This is a genomic window from Microbacterium azadirachtae (assembly GCF_000956545.1).
Taxonomy (GTDB): Bacteria; Actinomycetota; Actinomycetes; order Actinomycetales; family Microbacteriaceae; genus Microbacterium; species Microbacterium azadirachtae.
In genome coordinates, this window is the sequence record NZ_JYIT01000073.1 from 51,192 (window position 1) to 76,448 (window position 25,257).

Sequence of the window (25,257 nt, forward strand, 5' to 3'; positions counted from 1 at the left end):
TCCCATCCCGTCAGGCGGCGGCGCGGAGTGCTCTGAACACCTGGGTCAGCCGCAGCGTGGGCGCATAGGTGCGCAGCAGTGCGGGCCCGATCCGGGTCAGTAGCAGCGGCTGCGGATAGCTCATCCAGAGCGGTTCGTGCCGGGCGCCGAACTTGGCCTTGAAGCGTTCGAGCGAGGCGAATCCGTAGCTGGGCTCCAGCATCTGCGACATCCGGCGGGCCAGCCAGCCGGACTGCCGACCCTCGTGCGGCGCCAGCGGCGTCCCGGAGAGGCCGATCGTCTGCAGACCGTCCTCCGACGCCTGTCGCACGGCAGAGACGATGGTGAACTCCATCGCGCCCGGCATCGCCCGGCGGTCGCGCCGCATGACGTCGAGGGTCCACCCGACGATCCGGCCATCACGCCGAAGAGGAAGCCAGCTCGTCACGACCTGGACGCGGCCGTCCGCACCGATCGCCAGCATCAGGCGCACGTCGGGGTCGGTCAGCTCCGCGAGGCCGCCGAGTGTGAAGCCCATCTCCGGGAGACGCTTGTCGTCGGCCCAGGCGGAGCAGAGCGCGTCGACCTGCGCGCGCACCGCGGGTGCCGTCTCGGCGTAGCGGGTCCACACCGCAGAGAGACCTTCGCGATCGGCACGGTTGACGGCCGTGCGGAGATCCTGACGGCGTCGCCCGCTGAGCGTGAAGCCGTCCACGTCGATCACGGCGTCCGTGCCCACCGGGATGCGCGCCCAGCCGACCTCCTGGAGAGCCGACGCCGCCTCGTCATGGATGCTGTAGAACACCGGCGTCCAGCCGCGCGATTCGCAGAACTCAGCGAAGGTGGGCAGGGCGAAACGCGGATCCTCGGAGATCGGATCTCCGACGGTGAAGGCGATCCCGTCGCGCACACGGTAGGCGACAGCCGAACCGTCCTCGCCGAACCACAGGGAGTTGCCTGCCCAGGTGGCCATGTGCGCGAACGTGGAGTCGCCCGACGCCTTGAGGGCCACATGCAGCTGCTGACGGTCCGCCGCGGTCGCGACCGGAGCCGGCCGGCGGATGACCTTTCGTGCCCCCAGGGCGAGGATCAACGCAGCCAGTGCCGGCAGGCCGCCGGAAAGCAGGAGGATGACCTGCCATTCGGTCTCCGCACCGGTGAGCCCCTGCCACACGATCCCGCCCTCGACGATCGGGCGCACGATCAGTTCGACGAGGGAGACGGCCGCGACCCCGGCGAGAGCGATCCCGCCCACGACGATGCCGAGGATACGACCCCGCATGATCAGCACGGCGCTCACGACGAGCAGAGCCGATGCGACCGGCGCGGCGATCGGATCGATGACGGCACCCGCCCAGGCCAGCACGCCTGTGGCGTTCGGCACGACCGATCCCAGCGCGAGCCCGCTCGCAATGACCACCAGGGCCGAGGCCACCGCACTGCGCCAACGCGTCTGCGCACTCGGCCTCCAGTCCGTACCGGGGCGCGCAGGCCGGCCGATGGTCGCCGCCACGGCGGCCGCGAGCACCGCGAACATCCGCGCCACGTCGGATGCGTGGCCGCTCATGAGCAGCAGGACGACGACGCCCGTTCCGACGACCCATCGCAGCGTCCAGCGCGTGGCCGGACGGAGCCGACTGGAGACGGCCATCAGGAGGGCGGCGCTGGTGACCGACGGTGTCCACGCCTGGTAGCGCAGCGCCTCCTGGGACATCGGCTCTCCGAATGCTGCGGCCGCCGACAGGAGGCTCCAGGCGGCGGCGACACCGGCGGCGGTCGCGGACGCACCGACGCTGAACGCCCACCTGCTGCTCACCGAACGCTCCGCCACCCCGACGGCGACGATGAGGAGGATCCACGAGAGGAAGCTGAAGTGCACGCCGGCGAGTTCCGCTTCGCTCGCCCACGCGGCTCGGGCGATGCCGGCGCCCACCGCCGCGGCGGCGAGCGCCAGCGCCAGCGGATACCGCAGGGAGTTCCGGGCGAGGCGGGGCAGAACACGGTGCATGACTCCAGTCCAGCCGTTCCTCCGTCCCGCGTCGTCATCCGACCGGCGTAACCGCATCCGTCGATCGGCGGGGATCGGGTCCACCGGACGGCGGTGATGGATCCTCGATGCGCGTCTTTGCCCTAGCGTGTGCGGGGAGGAGAAGAGGAACCCATGATTCGTGTCGTGATCGTCGACGACGAGGCCCTGGTGCGTTCAGGATTCACGATGATCCTGAACGCCACGGACGACATCCGCGTCGTCGGTACCGCGTCGGGCATCGAAGCGCTCGATGTGATCAAGGCCGAGAAGCCCGACGTGCTCCTGCTCGACATCAGGATGCCGCAGGTCGATGGGCTGACCCTCCTGGGCATCGTCTCGACCATGCCTGAGCGGCCCGCCGTGGCGATGCTCACGACCTTCGACGCGGACGAGTACATCATGACGGCCCTCGGCTCCGGCGCGTCCGGATTTCTGCTGAAGGACACCGAGCCCGAGCAACTCGGACAGTATGTCCGCGCCCTCGCGGCGGGCGGGGTCGTCCTGTCGCCGAGAGCCTCCCGCACCCTGCTGGACACCCACCCCGGCCTGGGCGCCGCGCTCGACGAGGAGGCGGAGCGCGTCGGCACGCTCACCGACCGCGAGCGCCAGGTGCTGGTGCTCGTCGCCGAGGGGCTCTCGAACGCCGACATCGGCGCGCGGCTCTACCTCGGCGCCGGCACGGTCAAGGACCACGTCAGCGCCATCCTCGCCAAGCTCGGCGTCGCGAGCCGAGTGCAGGCGGCACTGGCAGCGCAGCGCGCCGGGCTGCTCGACGAACGGCCGTCGGACCGGTGAATCGCCTGGCGGCCATCTGGCGGCGCATCCCGGCGTGGGCGACGGATCTCCTCGCCGTCGCCATCGCCGCCGTCGATGCGACCCTCACATCCGTCGACGAGGGGGTGCTCGGCATCAGTACCAGCGCGCTCGCGTGCGCGGCGCTGCTGATCCGACGCCGATGGCCGCTCATCGCCTTCGCGCTGACACTGCCCGCCGCCCTCATCGCGAACATCCTCGCCGCCCCGGTCATCGTGCTGCTCGCGCTCTCGAGCCGCAGCCGCCGCAGATGGCTGCTCTTCCTCTGCGGAGCGCTGTTCGCCGCAGCCGAGGCCGTCGGCTGGCCCCTGACGAGCCTGCTCACGACCGACCAGAACTGGACGGCTGTGACCTTCGTCTACCAGCTCGCCACCGCCGCCGCCCCGATCCTGCTCGGGCAGCTGACCCAGGCGGCATCCGATCTGCGAGCGAGGATCGCCGAGATCGAGGCGACGAAGCAGCACGAGCGCGAACTGTACGCGCAGAGTCTTCTCACCCAGGAGCGCAACCAGCTCGCCCGCGAGATGCACGACGTGGTCTCCCATCAGGTGAGCCTGATCTCGGTGCAGGCCGGCGCACTGCAGGTGACGGCCGCCGACGCCGAGGTGCGCGATGCGGCCAGCTCCATCCGGACGATGGCCGCAACCACTCTGGACGAGCTGCGCTCGATGGTGACCCTCCTGCGCGCCGCGGGCACGCGGAGCCCTGGCCTCGCGCCCCAGCCCACCATCGCCGATCTGACCGACCTCATCGCGGCGAGCGGTCTGCCGGTCACCACGATGGGAGAGCTCCCGCGCGGAATCCCCTCCGCCGCCCAACGCGCCGTGTACCGCACCGTGCAGGAGGCCCTGACGAACGTGCGCAAGCACGCACCCGGATCGGCGATCCGCGTGCGTCTGTGGTCGGACGACCGATCGTATGGCGTCATCGTCGAGAACTCCCGCCCGTCGGAACCTCCCCTGGATCTGCCGAGCGCGCGGCTCGGGCTGCTCGGCCTCAGGGAACGCGCGGAGCTTCTCGGCGGTACCCTCGTCGCCGCGCCGAGCGGTGACGGCTATGCGGTGCGCCTCGCGCTTCCGCGTTCCCCCGCCTGACCCGCCGACCGGGAGCGCGCTTCCCGCCAGCCGGCGGATCCGCCCGCGATGCGACGCGCGGAGCATGGGCAGGTCACCACTGATCGACGTCGATGACATCTCCATCGCCGTGAGAAAGGGAATCCTCATGCAGACCTCCGACGCGCGCCTGATCATCGATCTCGCGGACTCCGTCCGCAACGCGGCTCCGATCCAGAAGGACGCCGAAGCCGCGCAGCTGATCTCCCAGCTGATCGGCTCCCAGCCCGACGCGCTCTACTTCCTCGTGCAGACCGTGCTCCTGCAGAAGGAGGCGCTCGCTGCGCAGCAGGCCTCCCCCGGTGCTGCGCCCGGCGCCGCGTACGCCGCTCCGGCAGCGGCACCGGCCGCCTCCGCCCCAGCGGAGGAGCAGCGCGGACGATGGGGCGGACTGTTCGGTTCGCGCCGGCAGCCGAGCGCCGACGGCGGCGCGGGAGGGGGCAGCTTCCTCAAGACCGCCGCGGCCGGGGCGGCCGGCGTGGCGGGCGGGGTTCTGCTCGCGCAGGGGATCTCCGGACTGATGTCCGCCCCGCACGACCAGCACCACGCCGAAGACGACCACGACGAGTGGGACGACGACGGCTGGGACTCGTTCTGACATGTCGACCTCGCTCGAGCTCGTTCCCGCCGCCCGCGGCGATCTTGCGGCTCTGGTCCCGCGCATCCAGGCGGCGTTCGCGATCGCCGTCGTCGAGAGTTCCGGAGAGACCCTCCGGGGGCCCATCCCCTCGGACTCGGAGGTGTGGGAGTCGTTCGACGACCCGGATTCGCACGTCCTGCACGTCGTCGCCGAGGGTCGGAGGATCGGGGGCGCCGTCGTCGGCATCCGCCCTGAAACGCAGCACAACAGCCTCGACCTGTTCTTCATCGATCCCGAGTTCCACGACCGAAGGTACGGCCGTCGGGCCTGGCAGGCGATCGAGGAGCGCTATCCGCTCACCCAGGTGTGGGAGACGATGACGCCGCACTTCGAGACGCGCAACATCCACTTCTACGTCAACGTGTGCGGATTCCGGATCGTCGAGTTCTACCACCCCGGCCATCCGGATCCGCACGAGCCCCCGCCGTCGTCGGCTCCCGGGCCGGAGGGGAGCGGGCGAAGCGACGACGACCTCATGTTCCGGTTCGAGAAGACTCTGCGGCCGAACGGCTGAGGGGGCGCACGGCGCCGCGGGGGGATCCTCCCGGCGGCGCTTCCGTTCCCGTAGAGTGCTTGACACCGACGGAACCGGGCCGCTCGGCGGATCCCTCGACCTGTGAAGGACGGCCATCCGCATGTTGATGATCACACTGGTCGTGGCGGGCCTCGGGCTGCTCGTCTGGGCCCTGTGGAGCCGCACCTTCCGACGGGCCACCGTCAACGGCCCCGTGGTGATGACGGCGCTCGGCGCTCTCGCCGGCGCCCTGCTGCCTCCGCAGGAACCGCTCTTCATGGAGTCCAAGACGACGCTGTTCCTCGCAGAGCTCGTCCTCGCCTTCCTCCTCTTCGTCGACGCTCTCGACGTGCGGGGCTCGCTCAGCTCACAATTCCGCGGGGTTCCGCTGCGGCTGCTCGGTCTCGGCCTTCCCCTCTCCCTGCTCCTGGTCTTCGCCGTCGGCCTCGTCCTCCCCCTCGGGCTCTCCCTGGCCGTTGTCCTGGCGATCGCTTGCATCGCCGTCCCGGCGGACTTCTCCCCCGAGACCTCCCTCGTGCGCGATGGGCGCATCCCTGCCAGAGTCAGGCGCTGGTTGAGCATCGAGAGCGGCTACAACGACGGTCTGGTCTCTCCGCTGCTGCTCGGCGCCCTCGCCTTCGCCAGCGCCGGCAGCACCAGCGACGCGGGTCGCGCGCTCGCCGTCGCCGCGCCCGCCGGCCTCATCGCCCTCCTCGTAGGCGGCGCTCTCGGCGGAGCGATCGGGGGTGCCACGCGATTCGCCGACTCCCGCGGATGGACGGAGCCTCAGAGCATGCGGATCGCCTTCATCGCCGCACCCGTCCTGGTCTTCGCCACCACGGTGCTCCTTCACGGAAACGGCTTCGTCGCCGTGTTCGTCGCCGGCGTGGTCATCCGCGTCGCGCGCGGCAAGCGGGGCATAGAGCACACGGAGCTGTCCCTCGTCGAGGATCTGTCGTGGCTGGCGAATCTGCTGCTCTGGCTCGCCTTCGGATTCGCCTCCACGCTCCTGCTCAGCCAGACGTACGACTGGTGGCCCGCGATCGTCCTCGCACTCGTCGCGCTCACCGCCGGACGGCTGGTCCCTGTCAGCATCGCCCTGCTCGGAAGCGAAGCCACCCGAGCGGAGCGCTTCTTCATCGCGGCGATGGGTCCGCGAGGCGCGGCATCCATCGTGTTCGGCCTGATCGCCGCCAATGCGCTGCCGGGCGAAGAAGGGTTCATGATCCTCGCCGCCACCTGCATGGTCGTCCTCGGCAGCGTCGTGATCCACGGCATCGGCGGCCCGCTCCTCGTGCGGCGACTGTGGCCGGCGACGCCCACCGCGACGGTCTCCTCCACTCCACGCTGAGCGCGGGCGGCGGGACGATTCCGGCCACCACGGGGAGGAGCGTGGGTCATGCTCCGGTCGCGACCACGCTCTCGCGCGGAGCGGGTGCGGCATTCATCGCTCGCGAGGCCCAGGCCGTCACGCGCTCGAGCGGCCCTCTGCCCCACCGCAGCGCCCAGATCGTGCAGCCCGCCAGCAGAGCGCCGATGCAGACGAGCCACGAGAGGGGAACGTTCGAAGACTCTGCGAATGCGTCCGGCGCCAGGGACAGCGGTGCGCTGAGCATGAAGAACGAGATGACGTGGGCAGTGTACGCGGTCAGCGGCATCGAGCCGACGGCAGCGATCGGGACCAAAGCCACCCGGATCCAGCGGGCCAGCAGCAGGCAGACGCCGATCACAGCGATCGCAAAACCGCCCGATCCGATGATCTCCAACGTCCCTCCCGAGTGCGGGCTCACGCCCCAGGCGCTGCTCAGGACCGAACCGGGATCGAGCACCGCCGACGGATCGGCCGCCGACACTGCACCGCCCTTCCCGCTCCCCCCGCCGACGGAGGCCGATCCCTGTGCCCCGTCGAGTGAGGAAGCCGCCACATCGGCGGCCCAACCGTTGTGGACCCCGGTCACCGCGCTGCCGATGCCGTAACCCGCGAACGCGAGGATCGCCCCGACGAGCGCCAGGCGGACCGCGGTGCGCGCCGCGCCGAGCTCGCACCGCGCCAGGGCGAGGCCCGCCAGCATCAGCGGCAGCCATACGGTGAGCGGGTACGCGCCGGAGAGCAGGAACGCGACGCCGGGCGCGCCCGAGGCGCCGCCGGTCCCCGCCGAGGACGTCAGGGCGTTCACCGTGCCGACGAGCGTCGGGCCGACGACCGCGAGCACCGCGGCGGTGACGACGAGCGTCCGCCTCCGCATGCCGAGGAACGGCGTGATGAGCAGGAACAGCACGCCGTAGATCGGGAGGATCACCGCGATCTCCGTGCCGAGGAGCTCCAACGCGAGCCCGAGCGAGAGGACGGCGATGGCCCGACCCACCATCTTCAGGCGAGCGGATCGGAGGTCCTCCCCGGTGGGCCTGCCCCCTGCGCCCGCCGCGATCCCCACGGAGACGCCGGCGACCACGGCGAAGAGGATCGAGGACCGACCGGACACGAGCGTCGTCCAGGTGAGCGGGTCGGCGAGGTCGAAGGTCGCGGAGACGCCGACGTGGACGCCGATCATCCCGAAAACCGCCAGCCCCCGGGCCACATCGATCCCGCTCAGCCGAGGGGCCCGTCCGAACGACGCCCACCTCGTGAAGAACGACGGCCGGGCGCGCGCGGGGGCGACGGGGGACGGAGTGCTCATGGCGTGTCTTCCTTCCGGGGTTTGGCGGGCGAGGAGTCGACACGGAGGCGGTCGCAGGGAACCGTGACCTCCCACGCGAGGGTCTGCTTCAGCGTGACGTCGTCCCGGGGAGGCGCTTGGGCGCACAGCCGTCGCGCGTCCTCGACCTGCGGACTCCACGCCGGACCCTGGGAACGCCGCGTGTCCGACGGAACGACGTGCAGCACCAGCGACGAGGCCAGCGCCGCCACGGCGATACGGGCGAGAAGCGCCGACGTGCGGCCCGCTCCTGACCGATCCCGCCGGGCCCGCACGGTCCCGTCCGCCGCCACGACGACCGCAGCGGCGACGAGCATCGAGGGCAGGACGCCATAGCGAGGAAGCCAGATGGAGCGCAGTTGCCGAGCCGTGTGCCCGGCATAGTCGTAGTAGTCCTCGGGGTTGGCGTACACGCTGCCGCAGTAGACGATCACGGCTCCCGCCAGAAGCAGAGCGACGAGGATCCGGTGCGACCGGGACGCCGAGCGCAGCAGCACGCCCAGCAGCACGCCGAGCACCGCCGCGGCGCCGAGCACGACGAGCAGGCTGCGCCCCGCGAGGACGGGGCCGATCTCCTGCTGCGGAAGCAGGAAGGGGAGCACCGCGTTCACGACCAGGCCCTTGGCGTAGGACAGCGGCTCGACGTGGCCGAACGCGGTCTGCCGGCGCGGGCTCAGCAGCGCGGCGATGATCTGCGCGGACGATCCGGCCAGCAGTCCGGCAGCGACGATGCGCCGCATCGGATGACGCACCCGCCACAGCGCCACGGGGATGAGCAGCACCGCCTGGATCTCGGTCAGCGCCGCCAGCGCGGCCAGGATCGCGGACGCGACGGCGATCGTCGCGCGGCGGGGCGTGACCAGGAGCAGCCACAGCAGGGTCCACATCATCAGCGTGTGCAGGTTGGCCGTGTTGCCGAGTACTTCGCGCGCCGCCAGCGGCGCGAGCACGGTGAGAGCGGCGAGGAGAACCGCATGGGCAGGAAGCAGGATCCGACGCGCGCACAGCCACACGACCGCCGCGCACCCTCCCGCGACCAGGCAGCTCCCAGCGGTCATGGCGATCGCCATCGATTCGGCCGGCAGAGCGGCAGCGAAGCCTGCGATGATCCGGGGAATCACGTGCAGGTAGCCGCCGTAGGGTGCGAAGGTCTCGGCGAAGCCCGCATCGATCGCGCCCTGCAGGAAGTCCCGTCCGTCCTCGGCCCAGAGGGTGTCCCGGGCCGTCACCGGCAGACGCAGCCAGGCCAGTGCAGCACCCACCGTGCCGATCAGCACCGCCACCGCGGCGACGACGGCGGGCCGCGGAGGCATCCTGATGCCCCCGTCCTCTCCTGTCTGCTCACGGATCCGATGGCGGACCGCCGGCGTCGAAGTCATCGTGGCGTCGTCTCGGCGGTCATGGATTCCCGGGGTGCGTCGTGGATGGTCGTTCCGGTCTTCCATGGTTCCGCCGCGGCCGCGGGCACCGGATCCCCTGATCGGGGGTGGACGCACCGCCGATCAGGGGGAAGAAGGGGCGCCTTCCCGGATGTCGCCGGCGCCGGCGCTGGTGAGGATCGAGAGGTGACCGACTTCTTCTCCGAGCTCTGGCTGGGCTTCCTGCACGTCCGGATCGTCGACGGCGTGCTCCCCGTGATCGTCTACGTCCTCGCCGGCGGCGGCATCGTCGTCACCCTTCTCTGGGGCGCGACGAGACGGTGGTTCCTCATCGCAGCGCTGGCGGGGGTCGGCGGCGGCATGCTCGCCGTCGCGCTCTGGCTCGTCTGCGTGCGATGGCTCGACCTGTTCGGAGGCAGCCTGGGAATGCCCACGTACCTGTGGCTCGCGGCGGCCCTCTCGGCCGTCGCCGTCGGAACGGCCTCCCTGTTCCGCCGAGGGGCGCTTCGTCGTACCGTGGCGGTCGTCGCCATCGTCTCCTCGATCGCGGCGGGAACACTCGGCATCAACGCCGCCTTCGGCCTGAACCGCAGCATCGGGAATCTGCTCAACATCGTCGTCGACCAGCCGCTCCGGCTTCCGGCTCCGACCGCCGCGCCGGAGAGATCCCCCGCGCCCGTGCGCCCGCTCTGGGAGACCTGGACGCCGCCCGCAGGGATGCCGCTCGCCGGCCACACCGGTACCGTCGCGATCCCGAACGCCGAGAGCGGGTTCACCGCCCGCAGCGCCGGCGTGTACCTCCCTCCCGCGGCCCTGACGGCGAACCCGCCCCGGCTTCCCGTCGTGCTCATGCTCATGGGCCATCCGGGCAACCCTGATCCTGCGCCCATCGCGCAGGTGCTGGACGCCTATGCCGCCGCCAACCACGGTCTCGCCCCCATCGTGGTCGTCGCCGATCAGGTGGGAGCGGACGTGAAGGACACCGGATGCGTGGACTCGCGCCTCGGCAAGGTCCGCACCTACCTCCTGCACGACGTCATCCCGTGGATGCGCGCGAACCTCAACGTCGCTGCCGATCCCCGGCTCTGGACCGTCGCGGGGTATTCGAACGGCGGCCAGTGCGCGATCTCACTGGGTGCCGAGCACCCCGAGCTGTTCGGCACGGTGATCAGCGTCTCCGGGGAGGAGTTCCCTGGAGCCTCCCACCCTGCGGACGCCCTCCAGCGCCTTTTCGGGGGCGACGCGCAGAAGTACGAGCAGGCCAAACCACTCGCCCTGCTGCAGCAGCACCGCTACTCGGGGACCACGGCCGTCTTCACGGCAGCCAAGGACGACCCTCGCTATCTGGACGTCGCGAAGAAGTTCGCCGTCGCGGCGCAGGCGGCAGGGATGAACGCGCAGCTTCGCGAGCTCGCCGGCGGCGGCCACGGCGCCGCGGCGCTCACGGGCGGCCTCCGCGCCGCCTTCGCCGTCGCCTATCCGGCGCTCGAGCTCTCGCCGCCCGGCCGGGAGGCGACGGCGACCGGCCCCTGACGGAGCTCTTCTCAGGCGGATCCGATGAGAGGAGCCGGCCGGTGGCGAACCGGCCGGGCTCCTCGGAGTGCCACGGCTTGGCGAATGACCGGAAGTCTGGGGAAACCCGCATGCGCCGTGGGACCTTCCCGCACATCACCGTACGGGGGTGCGCCCGCGCCGGGCAGGGGCTTGACGACGGCGGTGAGGACCGACTAGCGATCAGAGACTGCGCCGGAGCGCCTCGACGATGGTCGTGGCGCGGTCGTCCGCACCGGCCTCCATCCAGTTCGTCACGAACGCGAACCCCACGCGGGCGTCGCGGTCGGCGAAGGCGACCTGGCCCCCGGCGCCGTCGTGGCCGAAGCTCGCCTCGCCCAGGTAGCGTCGCGCCGCGGAGTCGAGCTGGAATCCGCGCGACCACCGGGGCCACGGACCGTCGGTGGGGAACACGGGCTCGCCCGCGCTCATCGGGATCAGCGCCTGCGCGAGGATCGCGTCGTCGAGCACGCGCACGCCGTCGGTCGCCGCGACGGTGGCCGACCAGAAGGCGCTCAGCGCATCGGCCGTGGCGATGCCGCCGGCCCCGGGGATCTGCGCCGCCTGTACGCGCGGATCGTTGAATCCGCCGTGCGGACTCACGAGCGCCGCGGGAAAGGCGTCCCCGAGCGTCATCGCCCGCGACGTCCAGGGGGATTCCGCCGCCTCGAGCTGCCGTCCTGCCTCCTGCTGGCTCTCCGACGCGTGCAGATGGGCGACACGGGAGCGCTCTCCGTCGGGCAGGCCGATCCAGATCCCGTCCGACCACGGCTGTGCGATGCGGGCGAGGTATTCGCCGGGCAGCTGTCCGGTCACCCGGCGCACGAGCTCACCGGCCAGCCAGCCGTGGGTGATCGCATGGTAGGCGTATCCGGTTCCCGGCGTCCACAGCGGCTCCTGCGCGGCGAGCGCGGCGGTCGCGAACGACCAGTCGAGCGCCTGATCGAGGGTGAGGGCGCACCGGAAGGCGGAGAGTCCCGCCCGATGCGCCAGCAGCTCGGCGACCGTCACGTCAGCCTTGCCGGCGGCCGCGAACTCCGGCCAGTACCGCGCGACCGGCTGCTCATAGTCGAGGAGGCCCTCCTGCACCAGTCGCGCGATCAGCGCCGACATCACGCCCTTGGTGCACGAGAAGATCACGGAAGCGGTGTGCTCGTCCCACGGCGTCGCCCGCTGCTCGTCGGCGACGCCGCCCCACAGGTGCACCACCCGCCGCCCGTCGACGCGGACCGTCAGCCCTGCACCCATCGCGGGCCGCCCGGCGAAAGCGTCCGCGAACGCGTCGGCGACCTGCTCATATCCGGCCTCCACGGTCCCGTGGATCTCGGTCTGCGTCATGGCGTCTCCTCGTCGCTGTCGCCCGGCCGCGCATCGGCGAGCCGGGGGGTGGGGCCTGTCTGGTCGAACGCGAGCGGATCCGTGAGGCGTCCTGCGAAGGCGCCGCCCGATCCGGCGTTCTCGAAGGCGAGCAGCCAGGGGGTGCCCGCGCGGTCTGTGACCACCCGCCCCGCATAGCGGCGTTCGTCCGCGAGCAGCTCCGCGCGGCCGAGGTCGTACGGCCCCGTGGGAGAGGCCGCGGGGGCGATCCAGATCCCGCCCTGCGCATCGAGGCGGTCACCGGCGAGGTGGGCCGCATCGCACGAGAACAGCAGCCAATCGCGCCCGCTCAGGCGCACCGGCTGCGGCACTTCCAGGTGTGCGAACCCCGCGCCGGGCTCGGTGAGCGGCGGACCGATGCACCACTCGGAGAGGTCGGCCGATCGGGCGTGCCCCACGACACCGCGGTCACGGGCCGTCGCGCCCGAGCGCGACCGCGCGGTCACGAGCATGTGCCACCCCTCGCCGTGGGGGTCGCGGAACACCCAGGGATCGCGCCACGCCTCCTCGTGCCACGTCCCATCGGACAGGAGCTCGTACCACTGCGGATCGGCCGAGAGCCGCACGTCGGGGAGCTTGTGCCACGTGAACAGGTCGTCCGATCGGGCCACGCCCACGGTCTCCACGTTCGCGATCTCGTCCGGCGCGAGGAAGTTCGAGCCTGTGTAGAACATCCGCCACGATCCGTCGTCGGCGCGGATCACGCTCCCCGTCCAGGTCGCCGAAGCGTCCAGCTCCCCCGGCTCACCAGGGGTCAGCACGACTCCGTGGTCCGTCCACTCGACGAGGTCGCGCGAGGTGGCGTGCCCGATTCGGGCGTTGCGGTGCCGGAGATCCGGATCGCCGAGCGACATCGGAGCGTGCAAGTAGAACAGGTGGAAGAGCTCGCCGTCGTCGGCGACCCAGAAGTCCCAGACCCAGTGATCCCGTGTGCTGAACCCCATCCCGTCAGCCCTTGACCGCACCCTGGATCAGCGCCTTGATGAACTGGCGCTGGAAGATCACGAAGATCAGGACCGTGGGGAGGATGATGATCAGCGCGCCCGCGTTCAGCAGCGGGATGCTCAGGCTGTACTGGCCCTGGAAGAAGGTGAGCGCTCCCGCGACGGTCCGCTGCAGAGGGTCGGAGACGAGCACGACGGGCAGCAGGAACTGGTTCCACGTCCACAGGAAGAGCAGGATCGCCAGTGCAGACAGGGCCGGCCGCGCGAGCGGAAGCTGGATGTGCCTCAGCTCCTGCCACATGCCGGCGCCGTCCATGCGAGCCGCCTCGGCGAGCTCCTCGGGCACGCCGACGAAGTGCGCCCTCATCCAGAACACGCTGAACGGCATGAACAGCCCGATGAGCGGGAGGATGATCGCCCACTGGGTGTTGAGCACGTTGAGCGACTGCATCTCGTAGTAGAGCGGGATGATGATCGCCTCGAACGGGATGGTGAGCCCGAGCACGAAGAGGATGAGGAGCGCGCGCGAGCCGCGCATCCTGATCCCGCCGAGCGCGTAGCCGGCCAGCGACGCCACGATCAGGCTGACCGGCACCACTCCCAGCACGACGAGCGCGCTCGAGCCGAGGAGCTCCCACACGTGTCCCGTGTTGAACGCCTCGACGAAGTTCCCCCACTGGGGATCCGACGGCCAGGCGAGCCCCGTCGGGTTCACATCGGCGGGCTGCAGAGCGGCCGACACCATGTTCAGCAGGGGGATCACGGTGAGCACGAGGACGAGGACGAGGAGCACCCGCCCCGTCCACTTCTCGATCGGGTTGACGATCATTTGTCACGGACTTTCGAGAGACGCTGGATCGGGAGGACCACCGCGAGCACGAGGATCATCAGGACGATCCCGAAGGCGGAGGCGAGACCCACCTCGCTCTGGGTGAAGCCGATCCGGTAGATGGAGATGCCCGGCACGAGAGTGGCCCGCCCGGGGCCGCCGAGGGTGGTGGTGTAGATGATGTCGAAGCTGCTCAGCGCGGCGATGATCGTGATGGTCACGAGCACGGCGAGCTCCTGGCGCAGGCCGGGGATGGTGATGGTGAAGAACTCGCGCCACCATCCCGCGCCGTCGAGCCGGGCCGCCTCGTACAGCGAGACGTCGATCTTGCCGATGCCGGTGAGCAGCAGCACGGTGCACAGCCCGGTGAGGGTCCACGAGCCGATCAGGCCCACGGCCGGCAGGGCCGTCTGATAGTCGCCGAGCCAGGGACGCGCGAGCCTGCCGAGCCCGATCCAGCCGAGGATCTGGTTGACCGCGCCGGTCTGGGCGTACATCCACGACCACGCGATGCCGGCCGCGGCCAGCGGGATGATCTGGGGCAGGAACAGGATCGTCTGCGAGGCGCTGGAGAAGAAGCCGGCACGCACCGAGCGGATCAGCGTCGCGAGGACGAGCCCCGCTGTGACCGGGATGACGGTGAAGAACGCGATCAGGACGAAGGCGTTGCGGATGGCTCCGAGGAGATCCGGATCCGTGAACACCGTCAGGTAGTTGGAGAGCCCGACCCAGGTGGAGGGGCCGATGCCGTTCCACTCGTAGAACGAGTACTGGACGCCCTGGATCAGAGGCCAGAGCACGAACGCCGCGTAGAAGAACAGGGCCGGTGCGACGAGCACCCAGCCGATCCGGCCGGGCCGCCCGGCCGCCCGACGTCGGGCGGGCGGGCGGCCGGTCGGATCCGGGGCGGCCTCGCGGGCGAGATCGCGAGCCACCCGTCGTGCCGACAGGGCGGGGTAGGTCGTGTCCCCGCCTGAGCGAGACCGCGTGGACGTCATGTTTACTTCTTCACTTCCTGGGCGTAGAACGCCTGCACCTTGTCGACGTACTCCTGACCCGAGATCTGGGAGGTCACGAGCAGCTGCGATTCGGGGATGATGACCCCGGCGTAGATGCCCGCGGTGGTGTTCGCCATGAAGTCGACCTGGCCGTCCTCCTTGGCGACCTGCGCGGCGGCCGCGAGGACCTGCTCGGTGATCGAGCCCTTCTCGACCTTCGGCTGCGCCTGCGACGGGTCACCACCAGGGGCGGCTCCGGTGACGTCGACGACGATCTGACGCGCCTTGTCGTTCGTGTGCACCCAGTTGAGGAAGTACGCCACCTCGTTGAGGTGCGTGGACTTGGCCGCCGCGGAGAACGAGTTCGCCGCGCCCATAGCGACGTGCGTGCCGCCCTTCTCGGCCGGCGGCACGAGGAAGAACGTCAGATCCTTGCCGAGCTTCTTCGCGTAGTTCGTCGCCTCCCAGTTGCCGTTGAACGTGAACACGCCGCCGGCGTCCTGGAAGCGGCTGACGAAGGAGAAGTAGTCGAGGGCGTTGATGTCCGAGGGGAAGTAGCCCGCGTCGGCCCAGGTGCGGATCAGCTCGGCGCCCTTGACGTTGCCGGGGGTGCTGAAGCTCGCCCCCGGCTTGTTGAACATCCAGTCGAGGAACTGCTGCTTGTCGGCGTACTGGTTCATCGCCGCCTGCACGGCGAAGTTGACGACACCGTCCTTGTCCCCCTCGACCAGCGGTGCGACGCCGGCGGCCTTGGCCTTCGCGAAGTCCTCCTCGAGCTCGCCGAGCGTCTCCGGCGGCGCGCTGATGCCGGCCTGCTGCGCGAGCTTCGTGTTCATGAAGATGCCGGTGACGCTGTAGCCGAGGCCGAGCTGGTACAGCGATCCGCTCCCGCGGACTCCGTCGGCCGTCATCCGCAGCGGGGCGAGCTGCGCCGGCGACCACTTGTCCCAGCCGTAGGCGGTGAAGTACGGATCGAGGTTCGCGACGAGGCCGTCCTTCACCGTGTCGCCGAGCGTGGGGAGCCGGATGAGGTCAGGCGGCGTGGAGCTCGCGAGGAGCTTCGGCGCGTTCGCGGTGAGGTTCTGGAACGTGTCGCGGGTGATCTTGAACGTGATGTTGGGATGCTGCTTGGTGAACTCCTTGGTGAGCTCGTCCGTCAGCGGGAAGCCGGTCTCATCGGCGATCGTGAGCTGGACCTTGTCCTTCGTCAGCTGGGTGCTGACCTCGGTCGCAGCGGTCGCGCCGCCGGTCGACGAACCGGGCGCGCACGCCGTGAGGGCGATGGCGGCGAGCGAGGCGATCACGGCGACGGTCGTTGCGCCGCGCACCCGCCTTCCCCGTGCAGTTGCGGACATGCAGAGACTCCTTCGTCCTGGGAGCAACACTCCCGATTCCCTTTGCTGAAAGCTTTCAGCGGGCCAATACTGAACCAACTCGCGTACGTTTGTCAACTGCAGGCCGACGAGCCGGGCCGGGCACGGTCACGGCACGCAGACAAGGAGGAGGTTCTCGATGCTGAGCAAGCGCGTGACCCTGACCGATGTCGCCAAGAAGGCCGGCCTGTCCGTGTCCGCCGCCTCGATGATCCTGAACGGCAAGCCCGACACCCGCCTGTCCCAGGAGGCGCACGATCGCGTGCACGCCGCGGCCGCCGAGCTCGGATACCGTCCCAACGTCGCCGCGCGCGGACTCAAGACCAACAAGACGCAGACGATCGCCTTCATCTCGGATTTCGTCGCGACCACCCGATTCGCGTCCGGGCTCATCAAGGGCGCCCTGTCGGCGGCAGAGGCGGCTGGGCACGTCATGATGGTGCTCGAGACCGGCGGCGAGCCCAAACGCGAGACCGAGGCGATCGGCGCCGCACTCGACCGGCAGGTGGACGGCATCGTCTTCGCGGCCATGCGCGCGCGGGAGCTCTTCCTCCCCGACATGCGCATCGAGACGCCCGCCGTGATGCTGAACGCCACCAACAGCCGCTTCCCCCACTCCGTGCTCCCCGACGAGTACCGCGGAGGGCGCGCTGCGATCCAGGTGCTCATGGACGCCGGGTTCCGCGACGGCATCGCCCTGCTCGGCCAGAGCGAGGCGAAGGAGAGGGAACTGTTCCGCTCGGCCACCGTCGCCCAGCGCGTCGCCGGGATCCGCGAGGCGATGGCCGACCAGGATCTGGAGTTCGTGGCAGAGGTCTCGGTGTGGCTGTGGGAGCCGGACGAGGGCTACCAGGCCATGAAACGCCTGCTCAGGCAGAAGAACCCGCCCCGGGCGATCGTCGCCATGAACGACAGGCTCGCGTTCGGCGCCTACCAGGCGGCCGGTGAGCTCGGGGTGCGCATCCCGGAGGATCTGTCGATCGTGTCCTTCGACAACGACGAGATCGCCGCCTACCTCCGGCCAGGCCTGACCACGGTCGCTCTTCCCCACGAGGCGATGGGCGCCCGCGCGGTCGACCTCCTCCTGCATCCCGAGCCCGCGACCGAGTCGCTGATCCCGATGCCCGTCGTCGTGCGCGACTCCGTCCGCTGAACCGGGGCGCCGCGGGCGCTCCTACTCCCGCGCTTCCGGATCCGTTGAACCTTCCGCGGCTCTCTCTCGTGCTCCCTCACGGGGGGGGTATCGCCTCCTCGCGCCCCGCCGACGAAGGAGATGACGACCATGAACACGACCGACGACCGCACCGCCCTCGCCACCGACGAAGACACCGCGAGCCCGCGCCGCTCATCCGCCGTCGAGACCGCTCCGGTCCTCAGCGCGGTTTGGCCGCTCCTGCGGATCGCCATGGCCCTGATCTTCCTGTGGGCCTTCCTCGACAAGACCTTCGCGCTCGGATTCAGCACCGGCCGGGACGCCAAGACCGGAGCCGTCGACCTCTTCGGCCCCGCCGCGTGGATCCACGGCGCCTCCCCCACCACCGGATTCCTGGAGTTCGGGACCCAGGGCCCGCTCGCGCCGCTCTTCACGGCGCTGGCGGGCAACGTCGTGGTCGACTGGCTGTTCATGCTCGGCATGGGCGGTGTGGGCATCGCACTGCTCCTCGGCATCGCCACCCGGATCGCCACTGTCGCGGGAGTCGCCCTCATGATCCTGCTGCGCCTCGCCGTGTGGCAGAGCCCGAACAACCCGATCGTCGACGAGCACCTGGTGTACGCGCTGGTGCTGATCGCACTCGCCGTCACTCCCGCGGCACACCGCATGAGCCTCGACGCGATGTGGCAGCGCCTCCCCATCGTGCGGAGGCTCCCGATCCTGCGCTGACGCGATCGGCGCTTCGGCGCGGCCTAGTTGAAGTCGCCGCCGCCCTGGAAGTCGCTGGCCATGTCGGCGAAGCGGGAGAAGTGGCCCTGGAAGGCGACCTGGATGGTCGCGGTGGGGCCGTTGCGGTGCTTGGCGACGATGAGGTCGGCCTCGCCCGGGCGCACGTCCTTGTCGTAGACGGAGTCGCGATGCAGCAGGATCACCATGTCGGCGTCCTGCTCGATGGATCCCGACTCGCGCAGGTCGCTGATGGCGGGCTTCTTGTCCTGCCGCTGCTCGGGGCCACGGTTCAGCTGCGAGAGCGCGATCACCGGCACCTGCAGCTCCTTCGCGAGCAGCTTCAGAGCGCGGGAGAACTCCGAGACCTCCTGCTGACGCGACTCGACGCGCTTGCCGCTCGTCATCAGCTGCAGGTAGTCGATGATGACCATCTTCAGACCTGCGCGCTGCTTGAGCCGGCGGCACTTGGCGCGGATCTCGACGAGCGTCATGTTGGGGCTGTCGTCAATGTACAGGGGCGCGTCGTTGATGCGCCCGCGGGTGGCGGCGACCGTGGTCCAGTCGCGCTGATCGAGCGTTCCCTTGCGCAGGTTCTGCAGCGGCACCGCGCCTTCGGCGCTGAGCAGACGCATGGCGATCTCGGCCTTGCCCATCTCGAGCGAGAAGAAGATCGACGGCTGGTTGCTCCCGATCGACGCGGCCCGCGCGAAGTCGAGCGCGAGCGTCGACTTACCCATCGCAGGACGCGCGGCGACGACGATCATCTGACCGCCGTGCAGGCCGTTGGTGAGCTCGTCGAGCTCGCGGAACCCGGTCGGAACGCCGGTCATCGATCCGTCGCGACCGCTCGCGGCCTCGATCTCCTCGACGGCCGCGTCGACGGCGACGGTGAGCGGCACGTAGTCCTCGGCCCGCTCGGTGCCCGTGACGGAGTAGATCTCGGCCTGCGCGCTGTTGACGAGGTCGACCGCGTCGCCCTGCCCGTCATACCCCATCTGCACGATGCGGGTGCCCGCGTCGACGAGCTTGCGCAGGATCGCCCGCTCCGACACGATCCCGGCGTAGAACCCGGCGTTCGCGGCGGTCGGCACGATCGAGGTGAGCGAGTGCAGGTAGTCGGCCCCGCCGGCGCGGGACAGGTTGCCGTTCTTGATGAGCTCGTCGGTGACGGCGATGACGTCGGTGGGCTCGCCGTGCGAGTACAGCGAGAGGATCGCGTCGAAGATCAGCTCGTGCTTGGGGATGTAGAAGTCGGCTCCGCGCAGAGACTCGATGACGTCGGCCACCGCGTCCTTCGAGAGCAGCATTCCGCCGAGCGTGGACTGCTCGGCCATCATGTCGTGGGGAGGGGTCCGCTCTGGTCCGCGCTCTCCACCGAGCCGCTCTTCCGCGATGTCCGCGATCGACACACGCGCCCCCTTCTCCTACCCCGCCGGCCGTGACAATCCCCGGGTCGGGATCGGGCCTCGCGGAGCTCATCTCCCCGCGTGCACATCGCACCATGGACCACCGACATCGGGTTGCTGGACCACGCTACCCGCACGCGCGGAGAGCCTGTGGATAACTCTGTGGAGGGATTGCGGGTAAGTCGGGAGAGTCTGTGCAGAACGCCTGGGGATAACTGTGGGGAGTCTTTTCGATCTCAACTTTTTTATGGTGCTTGACCTGGCTTTTCTAGTTTCCCCAGCCTGTGGATGGGAATCCGTTTAAAGTCCCTCTTTAAGGTTCGCGAGCGGTTGTGCGGATGTGTACAACTTGGGGATGACACCCACGCCAGGAGCCGTTTGTCAAGTCGGCCGTTCGGCGGGAGTGGCGTCGCTCGAAGGAGCATCTGCACCGGCCGAGCCTGCGCCGAAGCGCGCGATGGTCGTCACCCTAGGATCGCGCCGCGGTTCTGCGCGGGACAGCGGCCGAGGCCTCCGCGCACCACCTCTCGAGCCGCTGCTGGGCGACCGTGCCACTGAGCTCGCCACGGCGCTCCGGATGCTCCTGCCAGTACCGCAGCGCGGCGTACAGGACCCACGGCGGAGCCGTGTAGTCGTCGAGCCCGAGATCCCACGGCTCGCGACCCTCGCGCTCGATGCGCACACGCCGCGGCCCCTCGGTCGAGCCGGCCTCCCGCGCAAGGGCGGACACGGCCCGGATCTTCTCCCACGGCACGACCTCGATCGCGTCCAGGTAGTGACGGGAGAAGCCCGCCCGGCCGAGCGAGATCCCGAGGGGGATCCGCCCGAACGAGGCGCTGCGGAACGCGGCGACGAGCGCGATGACCCCGCACAGGACCAGGACCGCGGCCGCCAGAGCCAGCGGCACGATCAGCAGCAGCCAGCCCCCGGCATCCCGCTCGACGACGCGCATCCCGGCCACGACGAGCAACGTGCCCGACCCGGTGCCGCCGAGCAGCAGCGCCCACCCGAGCCCCCACGATGCGAGGTTCTGACGGAAGAAGTGCACCCACGAGTCCGGCGGCTCGCGGTCAGCCCGCGTCAATGCGACCGCGTTGATCAGCGCCGGCCCGCGGGAACGGCGCGGCGGTCCCTCCCGCGAGACCGACAGCCCCGCCATGAGCGCCCCGAAGCACACCGCCCAGAACACGGTCCACAGCACGTCTCCCCGCACCGCGCAGCTCACCCCGAGCAGCAGCAGGGCGGCGGCGGTGAGCGCGATGAACGCGTACGCGACCGGCGACACCAACCCCATCCCCCGCTCGTCCCAGTTCGCAGGCAGCGGGTACGGGATCGGATCCTCTGTGTCGGCGCTCATGCTCCCCCTCCGGCTCGACAGTAGCGCGGGCGGGCTAGGGCTTCGACGACACGATCTGCACACCCTCGGGAAGCGGGGCGCCGAGAAGGGCGGCGTACTGCTCGGCCTTGGCCCGGTCGAAACCCCCGGAGATCTCCACCGACGTCGACAGGGACTGCCCGCACTCGAGCTGCACCGTGGGGGCGGCGAGGAGCTTGCCGTCGAGCAGGATCGCCATCCGCTTGAGCGCCGGATCCTCCTCGCAGGCGAGCTTCCCGGAGAGCTCGGCGAGGGCCGCCGCACCGCCGTCGGTGAAGTCGATCCGCACACCCCACTGGTTCTGCACCTCCACCGCCTTCGCGGAGGCGAGATCCTCGTCGCCGACGCCAGCCGGCCCGAGCTGCAGAACCTCGTGCTCCTCGGTGGTGACGGTGCAGGTCTCCGCGCTCTTCGTGCAGTCGTCCGACGCCGTGGCCTTCGCACCGACGGCTGTCACGGGGCGGATCGTGAACTCCCCGGGCGCCTGGAACAGGTCATCCCTGACCTCGATGTCTTTCCCTCCGGTCTTCGGGGGGTTGTAGCTCACCGCCACACGGTCGCCGTCCGTGCCGATGCTCCGCTCGGTGATGCCCGCGACGTCGAGCCGGTGCGCGAGCTGCTTCGCGACCGCATCGGCCTTGCCCGCGGGAACCCGCAGCACCACCTGGTGCGTGAGCTCAGGAGCGGCGAACGGCAGCCGCGTGCACCCCGCCAGCAGCAGGACTCCGACGACAGCGGCGACGGCGAGGACGCAGCAACGGATCGAGCGGCTCATACCCCCGGAGCCTAACCCGGCAGACCGCGCGCCGCACCGGCGACAGGACCGCTACGAGACGCGCGTGGCGGTCACGATCCAATTGTCGACCGAGTGGCCGTCCACGTGCGGGGCGTCGAGATCGCATGAGAACAACGCGAGCGTGCGCTCCGGACCGTCCGTCTGCCACACCCATCTGTACGCCGTGCTCGCCTGTGCGACGACGTCCTGCTTGGGCACGCTGACGGCGTCGGCGGCCACGTCGAACTGCGCGGCGGCCAGTCCGCCGGCGCGCAGTGCATAGGTGATCACGACGCTGTCCCCCGCCTTCACCCGCCCGAGATCGAAGAAGACGTCCTTCAGGCCCTCACCGGTCACGTTGTGCCCGACGATGACCGCGCGGTAGCCCGACAGGTTTCCCGGCATCGTCTGCCACTGCGGAGGGCCGTACCAGCCCGCGAGTCCCGGATCGGGGTTCAGCCAGCCGTCGTCGTTCAGCTGGATCAGATTGATGTCGGCATCGATGAGCGGCACGTCCTGATGGCGCACGGTGATGTGCACCGGGGTGCCGTCGATGTCCTGCAGAGCCGCCGACGGCGGGGGCGTCGACGGTGCGGTCGAGCCGGGCTCCGGCGTCAGCAAGGGGGTCGGGGCCGGCACCGACACCTGCGGCGCGGGCTTCATCGGCACGGGACCGATCCCCCGCGCCGCGCCGGCGAGCGCGACCGCCCCGCCGCCGGCGAGCACCGCGACGACGAGAAGGGTCATCGCAAGGCGTCTGCGCGTCACGATGACCCTCCCTGTCCTCGACGGATGCTCAGCTGCGACGACCGCGCAGAAGCAGGCCCGCCCCGGCCAGCGAGGCCGCGGCGAGCGCACCGAGGCCGCCCGCGGCGACCGGGATCCACGACGTGTCGCCGTCGGTCTGCACCGTGACGGGAATCGTGTGCGTGGTCTCCTCGGCCGGAGCCGGAGTGGTGGGCGGCGTCACGGTCGGCGGCGTGACCACGGTGACAGGGCACGTCACGGCATCGTGGTGCACGGTCGTGTAGACGGCGGGCGTGCCCTCCGTCGGCGGAACCGCCGGCTGCCCCTCGACGTCGATGATCTTGTCCGCGGACCAGTAGAACCAGTCGGCCTTTCCGGGCGTGCCCGCCTGGAAGATCTCGTTGACGGGATCCGTCCCGTGCCCGGCGCCCTCGTAGCTGACGGTGTTGGCCTGCCAGTTGTCGCCCGGCGGGATGTCGCCGGCCCCCGGGCCGCCGGGACCGCCGGTCCACGAGTAGCGCTGGAAATTGCCCCAGTGCCAGACCTCCTCGACGGCGGGCGAGCCCGGCGTGCCCGGCACCTCAGGAGTGACGAGCACCTGCTCGTCGTACGCCGGTGCCGGCGTGCAGGTGCCGTCTTCCGCGGATGCGGCCGGCACCGTGATCAGGATTCCCGCGACGGCGAGCGACATCGCGCCCGCTGCGTACGCGGCCTTGCGGAGCGCCTTCGCGCTCGTGCTGTTCGGAGACATGTCCCCCGTACCCCCAGATTCGTGATCGAAGTGCGATCACACGCGTCCGGGTGCGCGGAAGTCCACGGAGTGGACTCGACGCGCCGATCCCCAAGATCGCCGGGCCCCCACCCCGTCAACGGTTGCCCACGCCCCAGCCGGTGCAACCTTTGCCCCCACGATAACCACCCTCCGATGCCGGGGCAATGGACCCCGGGAAGCCTGGGACAAGGCGGCCCGGTCACGCGAAAGGGGCCGCCTCCCGAAGGAGACGGCCCCTGACAGGGCGTTCGCGCCTTACTTGGCGGCGACGACCTGCAGCGTGATCACGGCGGTCACGTCGTCGTGCAGACGAACGGTGGCCTCGTGGTCGCCGACCGACTTGATCGGCGAGGTGATGTGCACCTTGCGCTTGTCGATCGCGCCGATGCCCGCGGCCTCGACGGCGGCGGCGACATCAGCGGTCTTGACCGAGCCGAACAGACGGCCCTCGGCGCCCGCCTTGACGGCGAGGCGGACCTTGGCGGCCTCGATGGCGTTCTTCAGCGCCACCGCGTCGTCGAGGTCGTGGATCGCACGCGCCTTGCGGGCGGCCTGGATCTGCTCGACCTGCTTCTCGCCACCGCGCGTCCACGCGACAGCGAAACCCTGCGGAACGAGGTAGTTGCGGGCGTACCCGTTCTTGACCTCGACCACGTCACCGGCGCTACCGAGCCCGGCGACCTCATTCGTGAGAATCAGCTTTGCCATGTCGGTGCTCCTTAACGGCCAGCGCCGGCGTAGGGCAGGAGAGCCATCTCGCGCGCGTTCTTGATCGCCTTGGCGATCAGGCGCTGCTCCTGCACGGACACACCGGTGATGCGACGGGCGCGGATCTTTCCACGCTCCGAGATGAACTTGCGGAGGGTCGCGACGTCCTTGTAGTCGATGACACCCACGCGGATGGACTTCGCGGGGGCGGCGTTCTTCGCGCCCTTCCGCGGCTTGCGGCGGTCGCCGCTCGACTTTCCAGCCATGAGTCTTCCTTACGAGAATTGTTTTTCGGATCCGTCAGGATCCGGAATCTGTTGTGTCCGGGGACGACGCTCAGAAGGGCGTGTCGTCTCCGAAGCTGCCGGGAGTGCTCCACGCGTCAGCGCTCGAGGAGCCGGGGGTCGACCACGGCTCGTCGTTGTCGCGCTGCTGCGGGCGCCCGCCGCCCTGCTGGCCGCCGGAGAAGTTCCCGCCGCCGCCGTTCGAGGCGGCGCGGGTGACCTGGGCGGTCGCGTAGCGGAGCGAGGGGCCGATCTCGTCGACCTCCAGCTCGATCGCGGTGCGGTTGTTGCCTTCGCGGTCCTGGTAGGAGCGCTGACGCAGGCGTCCGGATGCGATGACCCGCATGCCCTTCGTCAGGGATCCCGCCACGTGCTCGGCGAACTCGCGCCACACGGACGCGCGGAGGAACAGCGCTTCGCCGTCCTTCCACTCGTTCGCCTGGCGGTCGAAGGTGCGCGGCGTCGAGGCGATGGTGAAGTTCGCCACCGGCAGCCCGTTCTGCGTGTAGCGCAGCTCGGGGTCGGCGGTGAGGTTTCCCACCACGGTGATGACGGTCTCGCCGGCCATGATGCCTTAGGCCTTCGCGACCTTGGGCTTGCGGGCGGCCTTCTCCTCGGCACGCTTGGCCTCGGCGGCGACCATCGCCTGCGCCTCTTCGGCACGCAGAACCTTGGTGCGGAACACGAGCTCCGACAGGTTCAGCTGGCGGTCCAGCTCGTTGGTGGCCTCGCTGGTCGCGGTGAAGTTCACGACGGCGTAGATGCCCTCGGTCTTCTTGTTGATCTCGTAGGCGAAACGGCGCTTGCCCCAGATGTCGACCTTGTCAATCGAGCCACCATCAGCGGTGATGACCTTCAGGAACTTGTCGAGGTTGGGGGCAACCTGGCGCTCGTCCAGCTCGGGGGTCAGAATGACCATGAGCTCGTACTGGTGCGTCACTTACCCACCTCCTTCGGACTAGAACGGCTTCCGGGACTTTCCCGGAAGCAGGAGGGTGTTGTGCACGTGCCCGGGCATGATTCACCCAGGCAACCGGTACAGCTTAGCGGATCCGGCTGAATGCGCCGAATCGG

Annotated in this window: 25 protein-coding genes; 8 read left to right on the forward strand and 17 right to left on the reverse strand. The window is 70.1% G+C overall.

Annotation, left to right across the window (positions count from 1 at the left end; all coding sequences use genetic code 11):
• Positions 1-10: 10 nt before the first annotated feature.
• Positions 11-1,987, reverse strand: coding sequence for a bifunctional lysylphosphatidylglycerol flippase/synthetase MprF (locus RL72_RS08580; RefSeq protein WP_045250406.1), 1,977 nt, complete (start codon positions 1,985-1,987; stop codon positions 11-13).
• Between the two features lie 153 nt (positions 1,988-2,140).
• Here RL72_RS08580 and RL72_RS08585 point away from each other — a divergent pair, with 153 nt between their 5' ends.
• The 5 genes from RL72_RS08585 to RL72_RS08605 all read left to right on the forward strand — a co-directional run bounded on the left by RL72_RS08585 (position 2,141) and on the right by RL72_RS08605 (position 6,438).
• On the forward strand, positions 2,141-2,803 hold the full coding sequence (locus tag RL72_RS08585; RefSeq protein ID WP_045250407.1) for a response regulator: 663 nt from the start codon (positions 2,141-2,143) through the stop codon (positions 2,801-2,803).
• A complete protein-coding gene (locus RL72_RS08590) occupies positions 2,800-3,915 on the forward strand; it encodes a sensor histidine kinase (RefSeq protein WP_045250408.1) in 1,116 nt (371 codons plus the stop codon). The genes RL72_RS08585 and RL72_RS08590 overlap by 4 nt, the downstream gene beginning before the upstream one ends.
• 127 nt (positions 3,916-4,042) lie before the next feature.
• Positions 4,043-4,531, forward strand: a complete 489-nt coding sequence (locus RL72_RS08595) for a DUF2076 family protein (protein WP_045250451.1) — start codon at positions 4,043-4,045, stop codon at positions 4,529-4,531.
• Between the two features lies 1 nt (position 4,532).
• Positions 4,533-5,087, forward strand: a complete 555-nt coding sequence (locus RL72_RS08600; RefSeq protein WP_045250409.1) for a GNAT family N-acetyltransferase — start codon at positions 4,533-4,535, stop codon at positions 5,085-5,087.
• A 121-nt stretch (positions 5,088-5,208) separates the two neighbouring features.
• Positions 5,209-6,438, forward strand: a complete 1,230-nt coding sequence (locus tag RL72_RS08605; protein WP_045250410.1) for a cation:proton antiporter domain-containing protein — start codon at positions 5,209-5,211, stop codon at positions 6,436-6,438.
• 46 nt (positions 6,439-6,484) lie between these two features.
• Here RL72_RS08605 and RL72_RS08610 read toward each other — a convergent pair whose 3' ends face one another.
• Together RL72_RS08610 and RL72_RS08615 are read right to left on the reverse strand one after the other, a co-directional pair.
• Complete coding sequence (locus RL72_RS08610) at positions 6,485-7,765, reverse strand: heparan-alpha-glucosaminide N-acetyltransferase domain-containing protein (protein ID WP_045250411.1); 1,281 nt, start codon at positions 7,763-7,765, stop codon at positions 6,485-6,487.
• Positions 7,762-9,096, reverse strand: coding sequence for a hypothetical protein (locus RL72_RS08615; protein ID WP_045250412.1), 1,335 nt, complete (start codon positions 9,094-9,096; stop codon positions 7,762-7,764). The genes RL72_RS08610 and RL72_RS08615 overlap by 4 nt, the downstream gene beginning before the upstream one ends.
• 252 nt (positions 9,097-9,348) lie before the next feature.
• On the opposite strand from RL72_RS08615, the gene RL72_RS08620 reads away from it, so the two are divergent.
• Positions 9,349-10,695: an alpha/beta hydrolase gene (locus tag RL72_RS08620; RefSeq protein ID WP_248700424.1), complete on the forward strand. Its 1,347-nt coding sequence runs from the start codon at positions 9,349-9,351 to the stop codon at positions 10,693-10,695.
• A 201-nt stretch (positions 10,696-10,896) separates the two neighbouring features.
• Here RL72_RS08620 and RL72_RS08625 read toward each other — a convergent pair whose 3' ends face one another.
• Genes RL72_RS08625 through RL72_RS08645 form a run of 5 tightly spaced genes read right to left on the reverse strand, consistent with a single transcriptional unit; the run spans position 10,897 to position 16,216 of the window.
• Complete coding sequence (locus RL72_RS08625; RefSeq protein WP_045250413.1) at positions 10,897-12,051, reverse strand: serine hydrolase domain-containing protein; 1,155 nt, start codon at positions 12,049-12,051, stop codon at positions 10,897-10,899.
• Positions 12,048-13,034 carry a glycoside hydrolase family 68 protein gene (locus tag RL72_RS08630; RefSeq protein WP_045250414.1) on the reverse strand — a complete coding sequence of 329 codons (987 nt, stop codon included), beginning with the start codon at positions 13,032-13,034 and terminating at the stop codon, positions 12,048-12,050. The genes RL72_RS08625 and RL72_RS08630 overlap by 4 nt, the downstream gene beginning before the upstream one ends.
• Before the next feature lie 4 nt (positions 13,035-13,038).
• The gene (locus RL72_RS08635; protein WP_045250415.1) at positions 13,039-13,863 is read right to left on the reverse strand and encodes a carbohydrate ABC transporter permease; all 825 of its coding nucleotides are present in this window, start codon (positions 13,861-13,863) and stop codon (positions 13,039-13,041) included.
• Positions 13,860-14,861, reverse strand: coding sequence for a carbohydrate ABC transporter permease (locus tag RL72_RS08640; RefSeq protein WP_248700425.1), 1,002 nt, complete (start codon positions 14,859-14,861; stop codon positions 13,860-13,862). The genes RL72_RS08635 and RL72_RS08640 overlap by 4 nt, the downstream gene beginning before the upstream one ends.
• 2 nt (positions 14,862-14,863) lie before the next feature.
• The gene (locus RL72_RS08645; protein WP_248700426.1) at positions 14,864-16,216 is read right to left on the reverse strand and encodes an ABC transporter substrate-binding protein; all 1,353 of its coding nucleotides are present in this window, start codon (positions 16,214-16,216) and stop codon (positions 14,864-14,866) included.
• A gap of 157 nt (positions 16,217-16,373) precedes the next feature.
• Here RL72_RS08645 and RL72_RS08650 point away from each other — a divergent pair, with 157 nt between their 5' ends.
• Both RL72_RS08650 and RL72_RS08655 read left to right on the forward strand, forming a co-directional pair.
• A complete protein-coding gene (locus RL72_RS08650) occupies positions 16,374-17,387 on the forward strand; it encodes a LacI family DNA-binding transcriptional regulator (protein WP_045250417.1) in 1,014 nt (337 codons plus the stop codon).
• A gap of 129 nt (positions 17,388-17,516) precedes the next feature.
• Positions 17,517-18,116: a hypothetical protein gene (locus RL72_RS08655; protein WP_103951808.1), complete on the forward strand. Its 600-nt coding sequence runs from the start codon at positions 17,517-17,519 to the stop codon at positions 18,114-18,116.
• Positions 18,117-18,139: 23 nt separating this feature from the next.
• Here RL72_RS08655 and dnaB read toward each other — a convergent pair whose 3' ends face one another.
• From dnaB to rpsF, 9 genes are all read right to left on the reverse strand, one after another.
• On the reverse strand, positions 18,140-19,525 hold the full coding sequence (gene dnaB / locus RL72_RS08660; protein WP_045250419.1) for a replicative DNA helicase: 1,386 nt from the start codon (positions 19,523-19,525) through the stop codon (positions 18,140-18,142).
• Between the two features lie 466 nt (positions 19,526-19,991).
• Positions 19,992-20,879 carry a hypothetical protein gene (locus RL72_RS08665; RefSeq protein ID WP_052674278.1) on the reverse strand — a complete coding sequence of 296 codons (888 nt, stop codon included), beginning with the start codon at positions 20,877-20,879 and terminating at the stop codon, positions 19,992-19,994.
• Positions 20,880-20,913: 34 nt separating this feature from the next.
• On the reverse strand, positions 20,914-21,672 hold the full coding sequence (locus RL72_RS08670; protein ID WP_045250420.1) for a SecDF P1 head subdomain-containing protein: 759 nt from the start codon (positions 21,670-21,672) through the stop codon (positions 20,914-20,916).
• A 51-nt stretch (positions 21,673-21,723) separates the two neighbouring features.
• Entirely contained in the window at positions 21,724-22,419 is a 696-nt protein-coding gene (locus RL72_RS08675) for a class F sortase (protein ID WP_052674279.1), read from the reverse strand.
• A 49-nt stretch (positions 22,420-22,468) separates the two neighbouring features.
• Positions 22,469-23,170, reverse strand: coding sequence for a hypothetical protein (locus tag RL72_RS08680; protein WP_045250421.1), 702 nt, complete (start codon positions 23,168-23,170; stop codon positions 22,469-22,471).
• A gap of 276 nt (positions 23,171-23,446) precedes the next feature.
• Positions 23,447-23,899, reverse strand: coding sequence for a 50S ribosomal protein L9 (rplI, locus tag RL72_RS08685; protein WP_045250422.1), 453 nt, complete (start codon positions 23,897-23,899; stop codon positions 23,447-23,449).
• Positions 23,900-23,910: 11 nt separating this feature from the next.
• The gene (gene rpsR, locus RL72_RS08690; protein WP_040168021.1) at positions 23,911-24,165 is read right to left on the reverse strand and encodes a 30S ribosomal protein S18; all 255 of its coding nucleotides are present in this window, start codon (positions 24,163-24,165) and stop codon (positions 23,911-23,913) included.
• A gap of 70 nt (positions 24,166-24,235) precedes the next feature.
• Positions 24,236-24,751, reverse strand: a complete 516-nt coding sequence (locus RL72_RS08695; RefSeq protein ID WP_045250423.1) for a single-stranded DNA-binding protein — start codon at positions 24,749-24,751, stop codon at positions 24,236-24,238.
• 6 nt (positions 24,752-24,757) lie between these two features.
• Positions 24,758-25,123: a 30S ribosomal protein S6 gene (rpsF, locus tag RL72_RS08700; RefSeq protein ID WP_045250424.1), complete on the reverse strand. Its 366-nt coding sequence runs from the start codon at positions 25,121-25,123 to the stop codon at positions 24,758-24,760.
• Between the last annotated feature and the right edge of the window lie 134 nt (positions 25,124-25,257).

Bases quoted from the DNA above. Each gene is read 5' to 3' on its own strand.
- RL72_RS08580 (WP_045250406.1), bottom strand. From the start codon at position 1,987: ATGCACCGTGTTCTGCCCCGCCTCGCCCGGAACTCCCTGCGGTATCCG.
- RL72_RS08585 (WP_045250407.1), top strand. From the start codon at position 2,141: ATGATTCGTGTCGTGATCGTCGACGACGAGGCCCTGGTGCGTTCAGGA.
- RL72_RS08595 (WP_045250451.1), top strand. From the start codon at position 4,043: ATGCAGACCTCCGACGCGCGCCTGATCATCGATCTCGCGGACTCCGTC.
- RL72_RS08600 (WP_045250409.1), top strand. From the start codon at position 4,533: ATGTCGACCTCGCTCGAGCTCGTTCCCGCCGCCCGCGGCGATCTTGCG.
- RL72_RS08605 (WP_045250410.1), top strand. From the start codon at position 5,209: ATGTTGATGATCACACTGGTCGTGGCGGGCCTCGGGCTGCTCGTCTGG.
- RL72_RS08610 (WP_045250411.1), bottom strand. From the start codon at position 7,765: ATGAGCACTCCGTCCCCCGTCGCCCCCGCGCGCGCCCGGCCGTCGTTC.
- RL72_RS08615 (WP_045250412.1), bottom strand. From the start codon at position 9,096: ATGCCTCCGCGGCCCGCCGTCGTCGCCGCGGTGGCGGTGCTGATCGGC.
- RL72_RS08625 (WP_045250413.1), bottom strand. From the start codon at position 12,051: ATGACGCAGACCGAGATCCACGGGACCGTGGAGGCCGGATATGAGCAG.
- RL72_RS08630 (WP_045250414.1), bottom strand. From the start codon at position 13,034: ATGGGGTTCAGCACACGGGATCACTGGGTCTGGGACTTCTGGGTCGCC.
- RL72_RS08635 (WP_045250415.1), bottom strand. From the start codon at position 13,863: ATGATCGTCAACCCGATCGAGAAGTGGACGGGGCGGGTGCTCCTCGTC.
- RL72_RS08640 (WP_248700425.1), bottom strand. From the start codon at position 14,861: ATGACGTCCACGCGGTCTCGCTCAGGCGGGGACACGACCTACCCCGCC.
- RL72_RS08645 (WP_248700426.1), bottom strand. From the start codon at position 16,216: ATGTCCGCAACTGCACGGGGAAGGCGGGTGCGCGGCGCAACGACCGTC.
- RL72_RS08650 (WP_045250417.1), top strand. From the start codon at position 16,374: ATGCTGAGCAAGCGCGTGACCCTGACCGATGTCGCCAAGAAGGCCGGC.
- RL72_RS08655 (WP_103951808.1), top strand. From the start codon at position 17,517: ATGAACACGACCGACGACCGCACCGCCCTCGCCACCGACGAAGACACC.
- RL72_RS08665 (WP_052674278.1), bottom strand. From the start codon at position 20,879: ATGAGCGCCGACACAGAGGATCCGATCCCGTACCCGCTGCCTGCGAAC.
- RL72_RS08670 (WP_045250420.1), bottom strand. From the start codon at position 21,672: ATGAGCCGCTCGATCCGTTGCTGCGTCCTCGCCGTCGCCGCTGTCGTC.
- RL72_RS08675 (WP_052674279.1), bottom strand. From the start codon at position 22,419: ATGACCCTTCTCGTCGTCGCGGTGCTCGCCGGCGGCGGGGCGGTCGCG.
- RL72_RS08680 (WP_045250421.1), bottom strand. From the start codon at position 23,170: ATGTCTCCGAACAGCACGAGCGCGAAGGCGCTCCGCAAGGCCGCGTAC.
- rplI (WP_045250422.1), bottom strand. From the start codon at position 23,899: ATGGCAAAGCTGATTCTCACGAATGAGGTCGCCGGGCTCGGTAGCGCC.
- rpsR (WP_040168021.1), bottom strand. From the start codon at position 24,165: ATGGCTGGAAAGTCGAGCGGCGACCGCCGCAAGCCGCGGAAGGGCGCG.
- RL72_RS08695 (WP_045250423.1), bottom strand. From the start codon at position 24,751: ATGGCCGGCGAGACCGTCATCACCGTGGTGGGAAACCTCACCGCCGAC.